Below are 18,058 nucleotides of genomic sequence, written 5' to 3' on the forward strand. Positions count from 1 at the left end.
CCACCCGTGGCTGCCCAGAAGTCGAACAAGAGCAAGAGTGACTACGGTGCTTCGTCCATCACCGTTCTCGAGGGACTCGAGGCGGTGCGCAAGCGCCCCGGCATGTACATCGGCTCGACCGGGGAACGCGGTCTGCACCACCTGATCTGGGAGGTTGTGGACAACTCCGTCGACGAGGCGATGGCCGGATACGCGACCAAGGTCGACGTGACCCTCCTCGAGGACGGCGGCGTCCAGGTCGTCGACGACGGCCGCGGCATCCCCGTCGGAATGCACGCCTCCGGTGCCCCCACCGTCGAGGTCGTCCTGACACAGCTCCACGCAGGCGGCAAGTTCGATTCGGACGCCTACGCCGTCTCCGGTGGTCTGCACGGCGTCGGTATCTCCGTCGTCAACGCGCTGTCCACGAAACTCGAGGTCGAGATCGACGTCGACGGCTACCACTGGGAGCAGACGTACACCGCGTCCAAGCCCGGTGAGCTGATCCGGGGTGAGGAGAGGAAGACCACCGGCACCACCGTGCGATTCTGGGCGGATCCGGAGATCTTCGAAACCACGACCTACAACTTCGAGACCGTCGCGCGCCGCCTCCAGGAGATGGCGTTCCTCAACAAGGGCCTCACGATCACGCTCACCGACGAGCGCGTCGCCCCCGAGGAAGTCACCGAAGAGGTCGTCAGCGAACTCGCCGAGGCGCCGAAGACCGCCGAGGAGCAGGAGACCGAGCAGTCTCCGGAGGCGCCGCACAAGGTCAAGTCCCGCGTCTACCACTACCCGGGTGGTCTCGAGGACTACGTGCGCCACATCAACCGCACCAAGCAGCCGATCCACAACTCGGTCGTGGGCTTCACCGCGCGCGGTACCGGCCACGAACTCGAGATCGCGATGCAGTGGAACTCGGGCTACTCCGAGTCCGTCCACACCTTCGCCAACACCATCAACACCCACGAGGGCGGCACGCACGAGGAAGGCTTCCGTGCGGCGCTGACCAGCGTGGTCAACAAGTACGCGAAGGACAAGAAGCTCCTCAAGGACAAGGACCCGAACCTCACCGGTGACGACATCCGCGAGGGCCTCGCGGCGATCATCTCGGTGAAGGTCTCGGAACCGCAGTTCGAGGGCCAGACCAAGACCAAGCTCGGTAACACCGAGGTCAAGTCGTTCGTGCAGAAGGCGTGCAACGAGCACCTGACGCACTGGCTCGAGTCGAACCCTGCGGACGCGAAGACGATCGTGACCAAGGCCGTGTCGTCGGCGCAGGCCCGCGTCGCGGCCCGCAAGGCCCGCGAGCTGGTGCGCCGCAAGAGCGCCACCGACCTCGGCGGCCTGCCCGGCAAGCTCGCGGACTGCCGGTCCAACGACCCGAGCAAGTGCGAGATCTACATCGTGGAGGGCGACTCCGCAGGTGGTTCCGCCAAGTCCGGTCGCGATTCGATGTACCAGGCGATCCTGCCGCTCCGCGGCAAGATCATCAACGTCGAGAAGGCCCGCATCGACCGTGTCCTCAAGAACGCCGAGGTCCAGTCGATCATCACGGCGTTCGGCACCGGCATCCACGACGAGTTCGACATCTCGAAGCTGCGCTATCACAAGATCGTGCTCATGGCCGACGCCGACGTCGACGGCCAGCACATCGCGACGCTGCTGCTGACGCTGTTGTTCCGGTTCATGCGCCCGCTCGTCGAGAACGGCCACGTCTATCTCGCTCAGCCGCCGCTGTACAAGCTCAAGTGGCAGCGTTCCGAGCCGGAGTTCGCCTACTCGGACCGCGAGCGCGACGGACTGCTCAAGGCGGGTCTCGAGGCCGGCAAGAAGATCAACAAGGACGACGGCATCCAGCGCTACAAGGGTCTCGGTGAGATGAATGCCACCGAGCTGTGGGAAACCACGATGGACCCGAGTGTGCGGGTCCTGCGTCAGGTCAGCCTCGACGACGCCGCCGCGGCAGACGAGCTGTTCAGCGTGCTGATGGGCGAGGACGTCGAGGCTCGCCGGAGCTTCATCACCCGGAACGCGAAGGACGTCAGGTTCCTCGACGTGTGATGCCGGTGTGACGGCAGGGCACGAGTTGTGTTGCAAATCACAGCTTTTGCCCTGCCGTTTTCGCGTGTCGGTGGCGCACGTAATAGCGCGGGCACATTACCGGTGAGTACTATCTGCTGCGATCGTGTGTTCGCGATTGTCGATCGGGGGACGGCGGTGCCGGGGGAAATGGAAAGTTCTTCCGTATTCCCTGTATGTCCCGCTAAGGTGCCCTCACCCAGGAACGCCTCATTCGACTGCTTCCACGCGGTGCTTCGCGCCCGGTCGTCGGATCGGGTCGGGTGGAGTGCAGTGCAGAGTCGTGATCGGGGTGGAAGGAGAGCTTGATCCATGAGTGACGATTCGCCGCCCCGGCAGCGGTGGTGGAACATCGAGGGGTGGGGTCTTCGCTGGAAGGTCACTGCAGTACTCGCCATTCCGGTAACGGTGGCGATGGTGCTCGGTGGTCTGCGTATCCAGGAAGAGCTCACCAACGCTGTTCACTTCTCGCAGGCTGCCGATCAGGTCGCGCACGTCCCTGATCTCGTCGACTTCGGTACCGCGCTCGGTACCCTCGCGGGTACCACCGCGGCGGGTCTGAGCACGCCGGAAGAAGTCGCTCGACTCGACGAAACACTCGAGCAGGTCCGCACCGTCGCGCTGAATCCGGAGCTCGATCCGGTCGTCGCGGCGGACCTCACCCGCGTGCTGGCGAGCGCCGAAGCACTCCGTGACCAGATGAAGGCCGGCCAGGTTCCGATCGCCGACCTGAATCAGCGCACCACCGAAGTGCGAAGCGACATGTCGAACATCGTGAGCGCGATCGTCGACCCGATCGAGGACGAAGAGGTGCTGCTCGAGGGCACCCGCCTCGTCGACGCGTGGGCCACCCAGCGTTACCTGTTCGACCAGGTGATGGGCATCGTCTCGATCCTGCGGGATCCCGATCAGCCCGGCACGCAGCTGGTTTCCGCGTCCGGTGCCGAGCTCGCCATGCTCGAGACGCTCGCGCGTTCCTACCCGCTGGCCGACGGCCAGATCGAGGAACTGCGCACCGCGGTGAAGACCCGCTCCGACATGGTCGACGCTGCCGGCGACGGTCCGCTGCCACTGTTGAACCTGCGCACCTCGATGATGCGAAGCCTCGAGATCTACGGGTCGCTGATCGAGCAGGCCACCGAGGGCATCACCAGCACCGTCGAAGAGCGTGCCGCGGAAACCCGCTCGGCCGCACTGCGCGACACCGCGATCGTTCTCGCGACGCTGCTCGCCGCTCTCGTGCTCGCGCTGCTCGTGTCGCGGTCCCTCGTCGGACCGATCCGCCGGCTGCGTTACGGCGCACTCAAGGTCGCGCGTCAGGAACTGCCCGAAGCCGTCGACCGCATCAAGCTCGGCGACAACATCGAGGACATCGAGTTCACCCGCGTTCCGGTGCACACCACCGAGGAGATCGGCCAGCTCGCCCGCGCCGTCGACGACATGCACGGGCAGGCACTGCGTCTCGCCGGTGAGCAGGCGCACCTCCGCCTCCAGATCAACGAGATGTTCGAGACGCTGGCCCGGCGAAGCAAGTCGCTCGTCGAGCAGCAGCTCGGCCTCATCGAACGACTCGAGTTCGAGGAGAAGGACCCGAGCCGACTCGAGAGCCTCTTCCGTCTGGACCACCTCGCGGCCCGCATGCGCCGCAACGGCGACAACCTTCTGATTCTCTCCGGTACGCGGGTGCGTCGCGGTCACTCCGCGCCCGTCCAGCTCGGCGACATCCTCCGCGCGGCCATGTCCGAAGTCGAGGACTACCAGCGCGTTCAGATCGGTTCGACGCCGGACGGTGCCCTCAGCGGCGCCGTCGCGACCGACATCGTCCACCTGCTCGCCGAGCTCGTCGACAACTCGCTGCGCGCGTCGCCGCCGGACAGCAACGTCACGTTCAGCTTCGCTCGCGCCGTCGACGGTGGCCTGCTCGTCGAGATCGCCGACCGCGGTATCGGTATCCCCGCCGAGGAACTCGAAGCGATCAACCACCGCCTGTCGCAGGGCGGCGAGGTCGGTCCCGACTCGGCCCGCCACATGGGTCTGTTCGTGGTGTCGCGGCTCGCGGACCGGCACGGTCTCACCGTGCGGTTGCGTCCGACCTTCGACACCGCACGCAACCCCGGTATCACTGCCAGCGTGCACATCCCGGACGTTCTGCTCGTCTCGCCGCTCGCGCTGTCCCACACCGGTCCGCAGCCCTGGCGCGGCACCGACATGCCGAACGATGCCCAGGAGCAGCCGGCATTGCCGCGCGTGGAGCGGGAGGTGGCGCAGCTTCCGGCCGCGACACAGCAGGATCGGCCGGGTTACCAGTCGGGCGAGATCCCGGAGGTGCCGCGTCAGGCCCGTCCCGAGATCTCGGGCGAGCTTCCGGTCACACCGGTCCAGCCCGTGTCCCAGCCTCAGTCGCTGCAGAAGCCGGAGCAGAACGGTCATCAGCTGCCGGAACGCAACGGCCACCACCGGGCGCCGAACGGCCGGCCGGTGGACGGTCTGCCGCAGCGTGAGCCGGGTGCGACTCCGGGTCTGCCGCAGCGTGAGCCGGGTGCGATCCCGGGTCTTCCGCGTCGCCAGCCCGGCGCGACCCCCGGTCTGCCGGTCCCGCAGTCGCCGGCTACGCCTCCGGCCGCGTCGACGCCGACGCCCCGGGTGCAGCCCGACGCTGCCGCGGCTCTGGCCTCCGCGCTTCCGTCGCGTCAGCGGCCTGCGGTCGAGTCGGATTCCGAACGCACGGTGGTCACGCCGAGCGTCGACTCCGGTCCGGTGCAGCGTCCGCAGGACGCAGGTACGGCACAGCGTCCGCAGGACGCAGGTACGGCACGGCGTCCGCAGGAGGGTGGTCTGCCGCAGCGTCAGCCGGGTGCCACCCCGGGTCTGCCGCAGCGTCACGCCCAGCAGCCCGCGCCCCAGCCCTCGACGTCACAGCCCTCGACGTCACAGCCCTCGACGTCACAGCCCTCGACGTCACAGCCCTCGACGTCACAGCCGGGTGCCTCGCAGTCGCCTGCTCCGCAGCGTCAGTCGCCCCCGCCGGGCCTGCCGCAGCGTCAGCCCGGTGCCACGCCCGGTCTGACTCCCGCTCCGGCAAGTTCCGGTGTGAGTGCTCCGGCGCCTTCCGAGCCGATCGCGCCGGTTGCACCGCTCGCGCCGGTCGGTGGACCCGTCACGGGTCTGCCGCAGCGTCAGCCGGGCTCGACGCCGGGTCTGCCGCAGCGTCACGCCCAGCAGCCGGCGCGGCGGCCTGAACCGGTCGCCGAAGCTCCGGTCGAGACGGCAACCCCGGCGCAGGTCAACGGCCTGCCGCAGCGTCAGCCGGCCTCGACTCCCGGTCTGCCGCAGCGTCAGCCGGGTGCCACCCCGGGCCTGCCGCAGCGGCCCGCGCAGTCGGATGCACCGCAGCCGGCCGCGACCGTCGGAGCCGCAGCTTCCGCTGCGCCCGCGCAGACTGCGCCGAGCATCGCCAACGGCGACTCGGTTTCGCCGCACAGTGAGGCCAGCCAGGCCGCACGGCACCGGTACCGGACGAACTCGGCGAAGACCGCCTCGTTCTTCCAGCCTCGGGGCGAAACCGGAGCCCTCCGCCGCCAGGCCGCAGCACCGCCGATCTTCAACGACGTGATGTCCGACTGGCTCGTCGACCCGACCAGCCTGCCGGAGGATCGGCGCAAGCGGGAATGGACGTCGGCGGCCGATGCAGGATGGGAAGCAGCGCAGCGCGCGGCCGAGGTTCCTGTGGAGGACCACACCACTGCAGGTCTGCCTCGTCGCGCCCCCGGTCACCGTCTGGTGCCGGGTGCGGTCGAACCCGTGGCACCCGTGGAACGGCCGACGATCCGACGGCGCGATCCGGAAGCCATCCGGGCGAACCTCAGCCGTCACCAGCAGGGTGTCCGCAACGGCCGGTCTACGGTGAACGCGACCACACGTGAGAACAACGAACAGGGAGTTCGATGAATATTGACCACGGATCCGATGTAACTCGTCCTTTGGACTGGTTGGTATCGAACTTCGCGCGCGAGGTTCCCGGTGTTTCCCACGCCGTGCTCGTGTCCGCCGACGGCTTGCTCATGGCCGCCAGCGCACACCTTCCGGTCGACCGCGCCGAGCAGCTCGCTGCGGTGACGTCCGGTCTCGCCAGCCTGTCCAACGGTGTTTCGCAGCTCTTCGACGGCGGCGGCGTGCTGCAGTCCGTCGTGGAGATGCAGCACGGTTACCTGCTGCTCATGAGCGTCGGCGACGGCTCTCACCTGGCCGCCCTGACCGCCTCGGAATGCGACATCGGACAGGTCGGTTACGAGATGGCACTCCTGGTCGACCGCGTGGGAGCGTCGGTCGAGGCGACCCCGCGGGTCGGCCAGGGGTCCTGACGTCGAGGTGGCCATGGAATCGCGCAAACCTGAGTCGGTGCCGGACCAACCCAGTCTGGTCCGCCCGTACTCGCTGACTTCGGGGCGAACGAACCCCGCAGTCGAACTGGCGTTGGAGGCGTTGATCCAGGCGATCCCGGGCACCGACGATCGGGCCCGGGACCTGGACAACATCAACGCCACCATTTTGGAGTTGTGCAAGGAGTCCCCGTCGGTAGCCGAGATCGCTGCTCGGGTGGGTGTGCCAATCGGGGTGGCACGCGTCCTCGTCGCGGATCTCGTCGAGGCCGGACACGTCCAGATCTTGGCCACGCTCAAAGACGATTCGAGCGACGCGGAGCGTCGTGAGCTGATTGAAAGGGTCCTCAGTGGACTTCGCGAACTCTAACGACCCCAAGCGGGTGACCTCGACCAAAATCGTGATCGCCGGCGGCTTCGGTGTCGGAAAGACCACGTTGGTGGGGGCAGTGTCGGAGATCGTCCCGCTGCGCACGGAAGCCTTGGTGACCAACGCCAGCGACGGCGTGGACAACTTGAGCGCTACGCCCCAGAAGGCCACGACGACCGTCGCCATGGACTTCGGTCGTATCAGCCTGGCCGAGGATCTCGTGCTGTACCTGTTCGGTACGCCGGGACAGCATCGGTTCTGGTTCATGTGGGACGACCTCATCCGCGGTGCCATCGGGGCGATCGTGCTGATCGATACTCGTCGCCTGGACGAGAGCTTCGCCGCCGTCGACTTCTTCGAGGCGCGGAACCTCCCGTTCATCGTCGCGATCAACGAGTTCGACGATGCGCCTCGCTACCCCGTGGAGGACATCCGGCAGGCGCTGGCCGTCTCGGCGGAGGTCCCGATCGTCTCGATCGACGCCCGGGCCCGCGAATCGGCGAAGTCCGCTCTGGTGACCGTCACCGAATATGCACTGAGGAAGTTGCACCAGCCGGTGGCCCGGTAGTGGACGCCGACATCCAGCTCTTCTCGATGGGGGCCTGGGTGGTGGTCCTGGCGTTCGCGACGTCGTCGATCGGTCTGCTGGTCGGCCTCGTGAGCGCCAGGAAGGCACGATTCGCCACCACCGATCGGCAAGGGCTGTTGTGGATGCTGCTGGCGGCCGCGTGCGCGGGGGGAGTAGGGACGTGGCTTGCCCTGCTTCTCGCCGTCGCGGGATTCGGGGTCACCGACAGCATCGTGCGCCACGATCTGGTGACCATCGCGTTCTCGCTGGCGGTGGCGCTGGTGAGCTCGTTCGTCGCGCTGGTCGTCTCGATCAGCCGCGACGGGCATTCACCCGGCCGGTTGCTCGCCGGTGGGGCGCTGTTCGGCGCCGGGATCTGCGTGGTGTTCCTGTCCCTCATGTGGTCCGTGCGGCTGCAGGGCACGTTCACCTTCGACACCCCGTTCGTCATCGCGACCGCGGCGGTGTCGCTGGTCGTGGCGTTCTCCTTCCTGTGGCTCGTGGAGGTCGCGGACCGCACGCTCCTGCGTATCTGCGGAAGTGTCGTGACGGGCGCGGCCGTCCTCGGTGTCTACTTCCTCGGCATGGCGTCGGTGGAGGTGACACCGGATGCCTCGATCGCGATGCCCGGTGGGATCGAGCTCTTCTCGGTGCTGTTCGCGGTGTTCGTCGTGGGCACGGTGGTCATCACCCTGCCCATCGTGCTGACCCTCATGGACCCGGATCGTGTTGCGGCGCAACTCGAACGGGAAGTCGATCAGTGGGTCGCCGAACAGGGCGGAAACGACGAGGGCGCGCGGCTCGGTTAGACCGGTCCCGGCCCTCCCCGCCGGCACGGCCGTCCTGTGCGCAACGTGATGGAAGGAAAGTGCCGTCCTTCTGGGTGTTCGCTGACCTGCACCTATAGACTCGGGTGGTTGCGAGACGTCCACCGGGCGACGGTTCCGGGTAGACGTTCGAGCCGAGTAGAAGAAGGAGCTCATGACCGACACCACGTTGCCGCCGGAGGGGCCGGGGCACGACCGCATCGAGCCCGTCGACATCCAGCAGGAGATGCAGAGCAGCTACATCGATTACGCAATGAGCGTGATCGTGGGCCGCGCGCTGCCCGATGTGCGCGACGGCCTCAAGCCGGTGCATCGCCGCGTCCTGTACGCCATGTACGACAACGGTTTCCGCCCGGACCGCGGTTACGTGAAGTCGGCCCGCGCCGTTGCCGAGACGATGGGCAACTACCACCCGCACGGCGACTCCTCCATCTACGACGCGCTCGTGCGTCTCGCCCAGCCGTGGTCGATGCGGTACCCGCTCGTCGACGGTCAGGGCAACTTCGGTTCCCCCGGCAACGACGGTGCCGCCGCGATGCGGTACACCGAGTGCCGCCTCACGCCGCTCGCGATGGAGATGCTGCGTGAAATCGACCACGAGACGGTCGATTTCCAGCCGAACTACGACGGCCGCACGCAGGAACCGACGGTTCTCCCCAGCCGTATCCCCAACCTGTTGATCAACGGGTCCAACGGCATCGCCGTCGGTATGGCGACGAACATTCCGCCGCACAACCTCAACGAGGTCGCCGAGGCGATCTACTGGGCGCTCGAGAACTTCGAGGCGGACGAGCAGACCACACTCGCGGCCGTGATGGAACGCATCAAGGGCCCGGACTTCCCCACGGCGGGTCTGATCGTGGGTAGCCAGGGCATCCACGACGCGTACACCACCGGTCGCGGTTCGGTGCGGATGCGCGCGGTCGTCGAGATCGAGGAGGACGCCAAGGGGCGCACCACGATCGTCGTCACCGAACTGCCGTACCAGGTGAACCCGGACAACCTGATCACGTCCATCGCGACGCAGGTCCGTGACGGCAAGATCGCCGGCATCTCCGAGATCCACGACGAGTCCTCCGACCGCGTCGGTATGCGCATCGTGATCACGGTCCGCCGCGACGCGGTCGCGAAGGTCGTGCTCAACAACCTGTACAAGCACACGCAGCTGCAGACCAGCTTCGGCTGCAACATGCTCTCGATCGTCGACGGGGTGCCGCGCACGCTGCGCCTCGACCAGATGATCCGGTACTACGTCAACCACCAGATCGAGGTCATCGTCCGCAGGACCCGGTACCTGCTGCGCAAGGCCGAGGAACGCGCCCACATCCTGCGCGGCCTGGTCAAGGCGCTCGACGCGCTCGACGAGGTCATCGCCCTGATCCGTCGTTCGCAGACGGTCGACATCGCCCGCACGGGCCTGATGGACCTGCTCACAGTCGACGAGATCCAGGCCGACGCGATCCTCGCGATGCAGCTGCGCCGCCTCGCCGCCCTCGAGCGTCAGAAGATCATCGACGAACTGGCCGAGATCGAGCGCGAGATCGACGACTACAAGGACATCCTGGCGAAGCCGGAACGGCAGCGCGCGATCGTCCGTGACGAGCTGAAGGAAGTCGTCGACAAGTACGGCGACGAGCGACGCACCAAGATCATCGCGTCCGACGGCGAGGTGTCCGACGAGGATCTCATCGCCCGCGAGGACGTCGTCGTCACGATCACCGAGACCGGCTACGCCAAGCGGACGAAGACCGATCTGTACCGGTCGCAGAAGCGCGGCGGCAAGGGTGTCAAGGGCGCCGAGCTCAAGCAGGACGACATCGTGAAGAACTTCTTCGTGACGTCGACGCACGACTGGCTGCTGTTCTTCACCACCAAGGGCCGCGTCTACCGGGCCAAGGCGTACGAGCTGCCCGAGGCCAACCGCACCGCGCGCGGCCAGCACGTCGCGAACCTGCTGGCGTTCCAGCCGGACGAGCGGATCCAGGGCGTGATCCGGATCAAGTCGTACGAGGACGCGCCGTACCTGGTGCTCGCCACCCGCAACGGCCTGGTCAAGAAGTCGCGGCTCGCGGACTTCGACTCCAACCGGTCCGGCGGCATCGTCGCGATCAACCTGCGCGACGAGGACGAACTCGTCGGTGCGGTGCTGTGCTCCGCCGACGACGACCTGCTGCTCGTGTCGGAGCAGGGCCAGTCGATCCGGTTCTCGGCGACGGACGAGGCGCTGCGGCCGATGGGCCGCGCGACGTCCGGTGTGCAGGGCATGCGGTTCAACGGCGACGACAAGCTGCTGTCCCTCAACGTGGTCCGCGAGGGAACGTATCTGCTGGTCGCGACGTCCGGTGGCTACTCCAAGCGCACGCCGATGGAGGACTACCCGGTCCAGGGCCGTGGCGGTAAGGGTGTCTTGACGATCCAGTACGACCGCAAGCGTGGCACCCTGGTCGGAGCGCTCATCGTGGACGATGACGACGAGCTCTACGCGATCACCTCCGGTGGTGGGGTCATCCGTACCGCCGCCAAGCAGGTGCGCAAGGCCGGCCGCCAGACGAAGGGCGTCCGGTTGATGAACCTGGCCGAGGGCGACACGTTGCTGGCGATCGCACGCAACGCCGATGAGCCCGAGGAGGGCGCCACATCAGATGCGAAGGAGTCGTAAGTGAGCACTCCCCAAGGACCGAACGGTGCCGACAAGGGGTCGCCGGCACCGAAGGGGCCTAATGGGCAGGAGACGGCGAATGCGCCGGTGAAGCCGGACGCAGCGAAGCCGTCGTCGGCAGAGGCTCCGTCGGCCGCATCGGCTCCGGCGGCTCCGAAGTCGCCCGACGCTCCGAAGGCCCCCGCAGGCCCGGCGGCCCAGGCTGCGGCGAAGCCGGAACCGTCCGAGCCGTCGGATCCGCCCGCGACCGGTGCCGACAAGCCCGCTACGGGTGCCGACAAGCCGGCCGCCGGTGCCGACAAGCCTGCGGCGGGCGCTGCGGACAAGCCCGCACCGAATCCGACCGCACAGACGACACCGACCGTCCGTCCGGCCGCGGACAAGGGCGTGAACCCCGCGCAGTCCGGCGCCCAGCGCCCGGCTGCCGCCGGTCAGGTCCCGCCGTGGCAGCGGGGACAGCAGACCCCGGCCGCGCACCAGAACACTCCGCAGACGAACCTGCCGGGTCGTGGTCAGGGCGTCGACCGGGCGGTCACCGGGAACGCTGCTCCGCAGCGCGCCTCGGCCCAGCCCGCCAGCGCACGGCCGCAGAGTGCCCCGACGCCTCCGACACGGCCCGTCGTGACCGGTACCGCGGCGGCGTCGCTGACCGGCGGTGCGGATCGGACGTCCGTCAAGGCCAAGTCGGCGATCATCGACGGGCCGACGCGGCACATCGAACGTAAGGACCTCGCGAAGGACCTGCCGGACCTGTCGACGGTGAAGCACCCGCTTCCGGCTTCGGCACCGGTGGCCGGGGAGGCCTCTGCGGGCGCTCCCGCCGCGTCGTCCGCCACGGCTGTGACCGCGGCGGTGCCGATGGCCGGGGAGCCGCTGCGCGCGACCGTTCAGGTCCGTCGCATCGATCCGTGGTCGATGCTCAAGATTTCCTCCGTGATTTCCCTCTCACTCTTCTTCGTGTGGATGGTCGCGGTGGGTCTGCTCTACGGCATCCTCGCCGGCATGGGCGTGTGGGAGCGCCTGAACAGCGCTTTCACCGACATCGTGTCCGAATCCGGTAGTGGGGGCCTGATCAGCGCAGGTCAGGTCTTCGGCTACGCCACGGTGATCGGCCTGGCCAACACGATCCTGCTGACGGCCATGGCGACGCTCGGGGCGTTCATCTACAACCTCTGCACCGATCTGGTCGGCGGTGTGCAGGTCACTCTCGCTGACCCCGACTGACCTGGGAAAACGCTGCCCCGCCGAACCGATTTTGTCGTTCGTGGTTCGGTGGGGTAGTGTTCCGAATCGGTTCGAGGGCCTATAGCTCAGGCGGTTAGAGCGCTTCGCTGATAACGAAGAGGTCGGAGGTTCAAGTCCTCCTAGGCCCACTCCCCGTGCCGAAAGGGCAGCCAGCATGAAGGTTCTCGCATTCGTGGGAGCTGCAGTGCTGGTGGCCATCGGAATCGCTCGGATGCTTCGGAGCGAAGACGAATGGCACGAGGTCACCAGCCGCTGACGGCGGACGGGGCCTTAGCTCAGTTGGTAGAGCGCTGCCTTTGCAAGGCAGATGTCAGGAGTTCGAATCTCCTAGGCTCCACAATAGAAAACACAGTCTCCACAATCGAAGACACAGCAGAGGGCGCTTTCCCGGATCAGGGAAGGCGCCCTTTCTGCTTGTGGCCCCTACAGCGGATTCCGGCGCGGACGCAGCTGCGCGTTCGGCAACGCGGGCGCGGGCAGCCTCGCGACCTTCCCCTGATAACCCTCGACCCGGCCGAACCGATCGGATTCGCTCTCCCAGGCGTCGCGGAAACGGACGATCTCCTCGTGGCTGCGGCCCACGAAGTTCCACCACATGACGATCTCCTCGCCGAACGGGGTGCCGCCGAGCAGCACGACCCGGGCGGGGGAGTCGGTGAGGTTCGTGAGCGTCAGCGCCGTCAGGCCGGTGCCCACGTAGCCGAGCGTGCCGCGCGACAGCTCCGTGCGGGCGAGACGGACGGTGCCGGTGTCGACGAGGACACCGTGCTCGAAGGACGCGTCGACGTCGAGGTGCAGTTCGGCGTTCGCGTCGAGGGTGATCTCGGCGCCGAGCAGCGGCGTGAACGTCTCCACCGGCGACGTGCTGCCCGCGAGAGAGCCCAGGAAGACCTTCGCGGAACCGCCGTCGAGGTAGGTGGTCGCGGGCGCGTGGTGCTGGAAGTTGCGGGGTGCGTCGCGGGCGCTGTCCGGCAGCGCGACCCATAGCTGGACACCGTGCAGCGTCGTGGTGTCCGGGGTGGACACCTCGGAATGGCAGATGCCGTGGCCACCGGTCATCAGGTTGACCTCGCCGGGCCGGACGAACGCGTGCACGCCGTGGCTGTCGCGGTGCTCGATCTCGCCGGTGAACAGCCAGCTCACCGTCTGCAGTCCGGTGTGCGGGTGGGGTGCCACGTCCATGCCGCCCGTGGCGGCGACGTCGTCGGGACCGTAGTGGTCGGCGAAGCACCACGCGCCGATGAGGGAGCGTTGCCGCTGGGGGAGGGTCCGCCGGACCGGCATCGCGCGGGGACCGCCGAGCGGCACCTCGCGGGCGGTGAGGATCTCGACGTAGGGATGACCTGCCTCGTCGCGGGGACACGGGCCGGTCTCGCAGGTTGTCTCGACCGGATGGACGTCGGTGTTGCTCATGCTCAGAGCGTGCCACCGATCGCGTGCGCGCGGCCGGCCGATTCCGGAATCGGCCGGCCGCGTCGGCCCCGATGGCCGACAATCGTTCTGTGGCGAGCACCGAGCGCATCCCCATCGACAAGCAGACCCGTCCGGTGTACCGGGCACAGGTCGCCGTCGCGGTGGCGGTGCGGGACGCGGTGGCGCAGGCGGGTCTGGACCGCACGGTCGTCGAACTGGTGAACCTGCGGGTCTCGCAGATCAACGGGTGCGCCTACTGCCTGGACGTGCACACCCGCGAGGCGCTGAAGGACGGTGAGAAAGCGCAACGCATCGCGGTGCTGCGGGCGTGGCGGGACACCGACCTGTTCAGCGACGTCGAGCGGGCCGCGCTCGCGGTGGCGGAGGCGGTGACGGATCTGCCGTCGCCGGACGAGCAGGATCGTGTCTACGCGGAGGCTCGCAGGCACCTGACCGACGACCAGTTCTCGGCGATCGTGTGGGTCGCGATCGCGATGAATGCGTTCAACCGGGTGTCGATCGTCAGCCGGCACCGCGTCGATCCCGAGTCCTGGAAGTCCTGACCGTGCCGGACTACGGACACGAACTGCGATTCGGGGTATCCCTCACCCCGACCGCCGCCGATCCGGACGCCGTCGTCGAACTCGCACTCGTCGCGGAACGGGCAGGACTGGATCTGGTGACCGTCCAGGACCACCCCTACCAGCCGCGGTTCCTCGACACCTGGACGCTGTTGACCTGGATCGCGGCCCGCACGGAGTCGCTGATCCTGTCTCCGAACGTCGCGAACCTGCCGCTGCGCGGTCCGGTGATCCTGGCCCGCAGCGCGGCCTCGCTCGACCGGCTCAGCGGTGGGCGCGTCGAGCTGGGGCTGGGCGCCGGGGCGTTCTGGGATGCGGTCGCCGCGAACGGCGGGCCGCGGCGCAGTCCCCGGGAGTCGGTCGATGCGCTGGTCGAGGCGATCGCGGTGATCCGGACGTTGTGGTCCGACGACGCCGGGCCGGCGCGGCTCGACGGCACGTACTACCGGCTGGACGGTGCGAAGCGGGGGCCGCGCCCCGCCCACGAGCCGGAGATCTGGCTCGGGGCGTACGGGGACCGGATGCTGGCCGTCACCGGCCGGTACGCCGACGGCTGGCTGCCGAGTTCGTTCGCGGCGGCCCCGGACGCGCTCGGCACGATGACCGCGAGGGTCGATGCGGCCGCGACCGAGGCCGAGCGTGATCCGGCGGCGATCCGGCGGCTCTACAACATCGCCGGGAGGTTCGACGACACCGCCGACGGGACGTTCCTGCACGGACCTGCGGAGGTGTGGGCCGAGCAGTTGGCGGCGCTGACGTTGCTCCACGGCACCAGCACGTTCCTCCTCGGTTCGGATACCGCTGCCGACCTCGAACGGTTCGCCGGAGAGGTTGCGCCGGCAGTGCGCGAGCGCGTCGGAAACGAACGCACTGTTTCACGTGAAACACGAAGCGATTAGAAGCTCGTGCGTTCCGATCCCAACGCGGCCAGGTTCCGGATGGTGTCCAGCACCTCGTCGAGGCTGCGGCCGGATTCGATCAGTTCGGTGCCCTTGTAGACGAGGGCGTTGATGAACTCCGCGGTGAGTTCCGGGTCGGGCCGCCCCTGCTCGCGCAACGCGTCGAGCAGGGGGAGGACCAGTTCCTGATGCAGTGCGTGCATCCGTTCGTTGGTGAACGCCTGCGGGGTGAAGGTCGCGAGGACACCGATGACGGCGTGCTCACCCTCCGCGACGAGCCGCAGGTTCACCTCGATGTAGGCGAGCACGCGTTCCGCGGGATCGTCGACGGTGTTCATCGCCGCGACGATCCTGGCGTTCCAGCGCGGGAACATGTCCTCGACGACGGCGCGCAACAGGTCGTCGCGGGACCCGAAGTAGTGGTAGACGCTGGACCGGGCCAGACCGGCCCGCACGGCCACGTCGGCGAGGGAGGGGACCCGGTCCGGGGCTTCCGCGAGCAGGTCGCGCGCGGCGTCGAGGAGGGCCCGCCGCTGCGCGGCGCGGTGCTCGACGACCGTCGCCGCGGAGATCTTCGGCACGGACCCTCCTCTCGTATCCCGGCGGGTCAGTCGTGTGGCCCGAGCCCGCCGTCGACCATCTCGAGGACCCGATCGCAGTGGTCGAGCACGTCGTGGTCGTGGGTGACCATGATCGTAGCGACCCCCGCCTCGTGGGTTTCACGGGCGAGCAGTTCGACGACCTCGTGGCTGCGTTTGCGGTCCAGCGCGGCCGTCGGTTCGTCGACGAGCAGCAGCGCCGGCCGGGCCATCAGCGCCCGTGCGATACCGACGCGCTGACGTTCGCCGCCCGACAACTGTCCCGGCCGGCGGTCGGCGCGGTGGCTCATGCCGACGGATGCGAGCAGTTCGTCGGGGTCGCGGCCCTCGCGTCCGGTGATCTTCTCGACGAGCCGGAGCTGGTCGCGGGCCGTGAGCGCCGGGATCAGGTTCCCGGACTGGAACACGAACCCGATGCGATCGCGGCGCAGCCGGGTGAGCTCGCGCGGCTTCAGGTTCGTGATGTCGACGCCGTCGACGGTCACGGTTCCGGAGGTCGGCCGGGTGAGGCCGCCCGCGACCGCGAGGAGGCTGGACTTGCCGGCGCCGGACGGGCCGACGATCGCGACGAGTTCCCCGGCCGCGACCTCGAGGGTCACGTGGTCGAGCGCGTGCACGGTGCTGTCGCCGTCGCCGAAGCTCAGGCAGGTGTCGGTCAGGGCGAGCCCGGCGCGGGTGGAGGTGGCGGCGGTCAACGGTTTTCTCCCAGTGCGGTGAGGGGGTCGACGCGGGTGACGCGGACGACGGCGACGGCGGCTCCGACGAGGCCGAGCACGATGAGCAGCACCGCACCCTGCACGATCGGTCCGCTCTCGAGGGCGAACGGCATGCCGGAGCCGTCGAGGCCCGAACCGAGCCCGAGACCGATGAGCACACCGAGGGCGACGGAGGCGACGAGAACGACGACGGCCTGCAGCAGCCCGTCGCGCAGCAGGAAACCGGTGGACGCACCCATCGCGCGCAGCACCGACAGTTCGCGGCTGCGCTGCACGGTCCAGATGCTGAAGAACGCGCCGACGACGAGGGCGGAGATCGCGTACAGGAACGCCTTGATCATCGACATGGTCATCATCTCGGCGGAGTAACCCGGCGACGAGTCGAACGACTCCTCGAGCGTCTTGGACACGGTGCCCGCGGCGGCATCCCCGGCGGCGAGGTCGGGCAGACCACCGTCGACGCCCTGCAACGCGACGACGCTGGCCTCGCGGTAGATGTCCGGCTGCGGCTGCTCGCCGACCTTCACGCCGGCGTGGATCTCCTGCCACGTGGACAGCGGCACGTAGGCGACGTCGACGTGCCCGAAGGTGCGCTTGTCCGAGGTGAAGCCGACGACGGTCAGTTCGGTGCCGAGACGGTCGACGACGACCGTGTCACCGAGTTCGATGCCGGCGGCGCGTGCGCTGTCGCTGACGAGGATGTCGGTGGCCTGCTGGAGGGCGCGGCCCTCGGCGGCGGCCGGTTCGAGGAAGGAGCCGGGTTCGATGCCGAAGAGGGTGAGGTCGACGGGGATGCCGTCGCCGGTCTTGGCGTTGACGATCGCGTTGCCGAACAGGGCGGCCGCCGCGACGTCGGGCCGTTCCCGCCAGGCGGCGACCTGCTCGTCGGTAACGACGGAACGGGAGAACGCGGAGTCGGTCTTGGTGCCTTCGGCGAACGCGAACGCCTGTACGGGCGTGCGCTGCAGCGCGGAGACGCCGTCGGTGACCAGGCCGGAGGACAGGCCGGAGAGGATCACCATCAAGATCGAGATGAGTGCGACGACGGCACCCATCAGGAGGAATCGGGTGCGCGCGAACCACAGTTCGCGCAGGGTCAGGAACATGCTGGTCCTTCGCAGGCGAGGTCGATGGGATGCGCCGGTTTGTCGACGTCTTGTCGCAATCATATCGACACTCTGTCGACAAGTTCCCGCGGACCACTACTACTGGCAGTCGTAGAAAGTCGTATCCTGTCGTCATGAGTACCGCCGAAGCCCTCGTCGCGCGCCTGCGCGGTGGGCTGACCGGCGCCGTTTCCGGAGCCGTGAGCATTGCGGCGCACGCACTCGGCGGCGGCGGTACTCCCTCCCAGAGCGCGGTCGCGCTGTTGATCGCGACGACGCTCGCCGTGGGTGTGGTGGCCGCCGGCACCCGGCTTCCCGTCGCGTCGATTCTCGTCGCCGGTCAGGTGCTCGGGCACCTCGTGCTCTCCCTCGACACCGGCCACTTCCACGTTCCCGGACCCGCGATGATCGCCGGCCACGCCGTCGCGATCGCGGTGGCGGCACTGCTGGTCGTGGCCGCCGAACGCGGATGCCGGTTCGTGCTCGCCGCGCTGCGTCGCGTCGCGCCGACCCCGTTCACGCCACTCCGCGTGCCCGGCGCAGTGCTCGTTGCTCCCCGGCCGCCGGTCCTGCGCGGTCTTCCCCGGTCCGCCGGCATCGTCCCGCGCGGCCCACCCGTCACGGTCTGACCCCGA

Annotated in this window: 15 protein-coding genes and 2 tRNA genes; 13 read left to right on the forward strand and 4 right to left on the reverse strand. The window is 68.4% G+C overall.

Annotated features, from left to right (window positions below; genetic code table 11):
- Positions 1-6 precede the first annotated feature (6 nt).
- The 10 genes from gyrB to ACWDTS_RS20015 all read left to right on the forward strand — a co-directional run bounded on the left by gyrB (position 7) and on the right by ACWDTS_RS20015 (position 12,446).
- Positions 7-2,043: a DNA topoisomerase (ATP-hydrolyzing) subunit B gene (gene gyrB, locus ACWDTS_RS19970; RefSeq protein ID WP_450110124.1), complete on the forward strand. Its 2,037-nt coding sequence runs from the start codon at positions 7-9 to the stop codon at positions 2,041-2,043.
- A 330-nt stretch (positions 2,044-2,373) separates the two neighbouring features.
- Positions 2,374-6,009: an ATP-binding protein gene (locus tag ACWDTS_RS19975; protein ID WP_450118880.1), complete on the forward strand. Its 3,636-nt coding sequence runs from the start codon at positions 2,374-2,376 to the stop codon at positions 6,007-6,009.
- Positions 6,006-6,422 carry a roadblock/LC7 domain-containing protein gene (locus ACWDTS_RS19980; protein WP_068159208.1) on the forward strand — a complete coding sequence of 139 codons (417 nt, stop codon included), beginning with the start codon at positions 6,006-6,008 and terminating at the stop codon, positions 6,420-6,422. The genes ACWDTS_RS19975 and ACWDTS_RS19980 overlap by 4 nt, the downstream gene beginning before the upstream one ends.
- A gap of 13 nt (positions 6,423-6,435) precedes the next feature.
- Entirely contained in the window at positions 6,436-6,810 is a 375-nt protein-coding gene (locus tag ACWDTS_RS19985; RefSeq protein ID WP_072808921.1) for a DUF742 domain-containing protein, read from the forward strand.
- A 13-nt stretch (positions 6,811-6,823) separates the two neighbouring features.
- A complete protein-coding gene (locus tag ACWDTS_RS19990) occupies positions 6,824-7,378 on the forward strand; it encodes a GTP-binding protein (RefSeq protein ID WP_068159210.1) in 555 nt (184 codons plus the stop codon).
- Positions 7,378-8,187: an MHYT domain-containing protein gene (locus ACWDTS_RS19995; protein ID WP_450118881.1), complete on the forward strand. Its 810-nt coding sequence runs from the start codon at positions 7,378-7,380 to the stop codon at positions 8,185-8,187. The genes ACWDTS_RS19990 and ACWDTS_RS19995 overlap by 1 nt, the downstream gene beginning before the upstream one ends.
- A 172-nt stretch (positions 8,188-8,359) precedes the next feature.
- A complete protein-coding gene (gyrA, locus tag ACWDTS_RS20000; RefSeq protein WP_197257110.1) occupies positions 8,360-10,864 on the forward strand; it encodes a DNA gyrase subunit A in 2,505 nt (834 codons plus the stop codon).
- Positions 10,865-12,088, forward strand: coding sequence for a DUF3566 domain-containing protein (locus ACWDTS_RS20005; RefSeq protein WP_197257112.1), 1,224 nt, complete (start codon positions 10,865-10,867; stop codon positions 12,086-12,088).
- A 75-nt stretch (positions 12,089-12,163) separates the two neighbouring features.
- Positions 12,164-12,237: transfer RNA gene (locus ACWDTS_RS20010), tRNA-Ile, on the forward strand.
- Positions 12,238-12,373: 136 nt separating this feature from the next.
- A tRNA-Ala gene (locus ACWDTS_RS20015) sits at positions 12,374-12,446 on the forward strand.
- 86 nt (positions 12,447-12,532) lie between these two features.
- On the opposite strand, the gene ACWDTS_RS20020 is transcribed toward ACWDTS_RS20015, so the two are convergent.
- On the reverse strand, positions 12,533-13,522 hold the full coding sequence (locus tag ACWDTS_RS20020) for a pirin family protein (RefSeq protein WP_248674559.1): 990 nt from the start codon (positions 13,520-13,522) through the stop codon (positions 12,533-12,535).
- A gap of 71 nt (positions 13,523-13,593) precedes the next feature.
- Between ACWDTS_RS20020 and ACWDTS_RS20025 the strand changes: the two genes are divergently transcribed.
- A complete protein-coding gene (locus tag ACWDTS_RS20025) occupies positions 13,594-14,085 on the forward strand; it encodes a carboxymuconolactone decarboxylase family protein (RefSeq protein WP_197257116.1) in 492 nt (163 codons plus the stop codon).
- Positions 14,086-14,087: 2 nt separating this feature from the next.
- Positions 14,088-15,002: an LLM class flavin-dependent oxidoreductase gene (locus tag ACWDTS_RS20030; protein WP_450118882.1), complete on the forward strand. Its 915-nt coding sequence runs from the start codon at positions 14,088-14,090 to the stop codon at positions 15,000-15,002.
- On the opposite strand, the gene ACWDTS_RS20035 is transcribed toward ACWDTS_RS20030, so the two are convergent.
- Genes ACWDTS_RS20035 through ACWDTS_RS20045 form a run of 3 tightly spaced genes read right to left on the reverse strand, consistent with a single transcriptional unit; the run spans position 14,999 to position 17,423 of the window.
- Entirely contained in the window at positions 14,999-15,583 is a 585-nt protein-coding gene (locus ACWDTS_RS20035; RefSeq protein ID WP_197257118.1) for a TetR/AcrR family transcriptional regulator, read from the reverse strand. The two genes, ACWDTS_RS20030 and ACWDTS_RS20035, sit on opposite strands and share 4 nt — an antisense overlap.
- A gap of 26 nt (positions 15,584-15,609) precedes the next feature.
- A complete protein-coding gene (locus ACWDTS_RS20040) occupies positions 15,610-16,296 on the reverse strand; it encodes an ABC transporter ATP-binding protein (protein ID WP_197257120.1) in 687 nt (228 codons plus the stop codon).
- Positions 16,293-17,423 (reverse strand): FtsX-like permease family protein, encoded by a 1,131-nt coding sequence (locus tag ACWDTS_RS20045; protein ID WP_450118883.1) that lies wholly within the window; start codon positions 17,421-17,423, stop codon positions 16,293-16,295. Before ACWDTS_RS20045 ends, ACWDTS_RS20040 begins: the two co-directional genes overlap by 4 nt.
- Before the next feature lie 134 nt (positions 17,424-17,557).
- On the opposite strand from ACWDTS_RS20045, the gene ACWDTS_RS20050 reads away from it, so the two are divergent.
- Positions 17,558-18,052, forward strand: coding sequence for a hypothetical protein (locus ACWDTS_RS20050; protein ID WP_450110091.1), 495 nt, complete (start codon positions 17,558-17,560; stop codon positions 18,050-18,052).
- Positions 18,053-18,058 lie beyond the last annotated feature (6 nt).

This window comes from Rhodococcus sp. NPDC003383 (assembly GCF_053589115.1).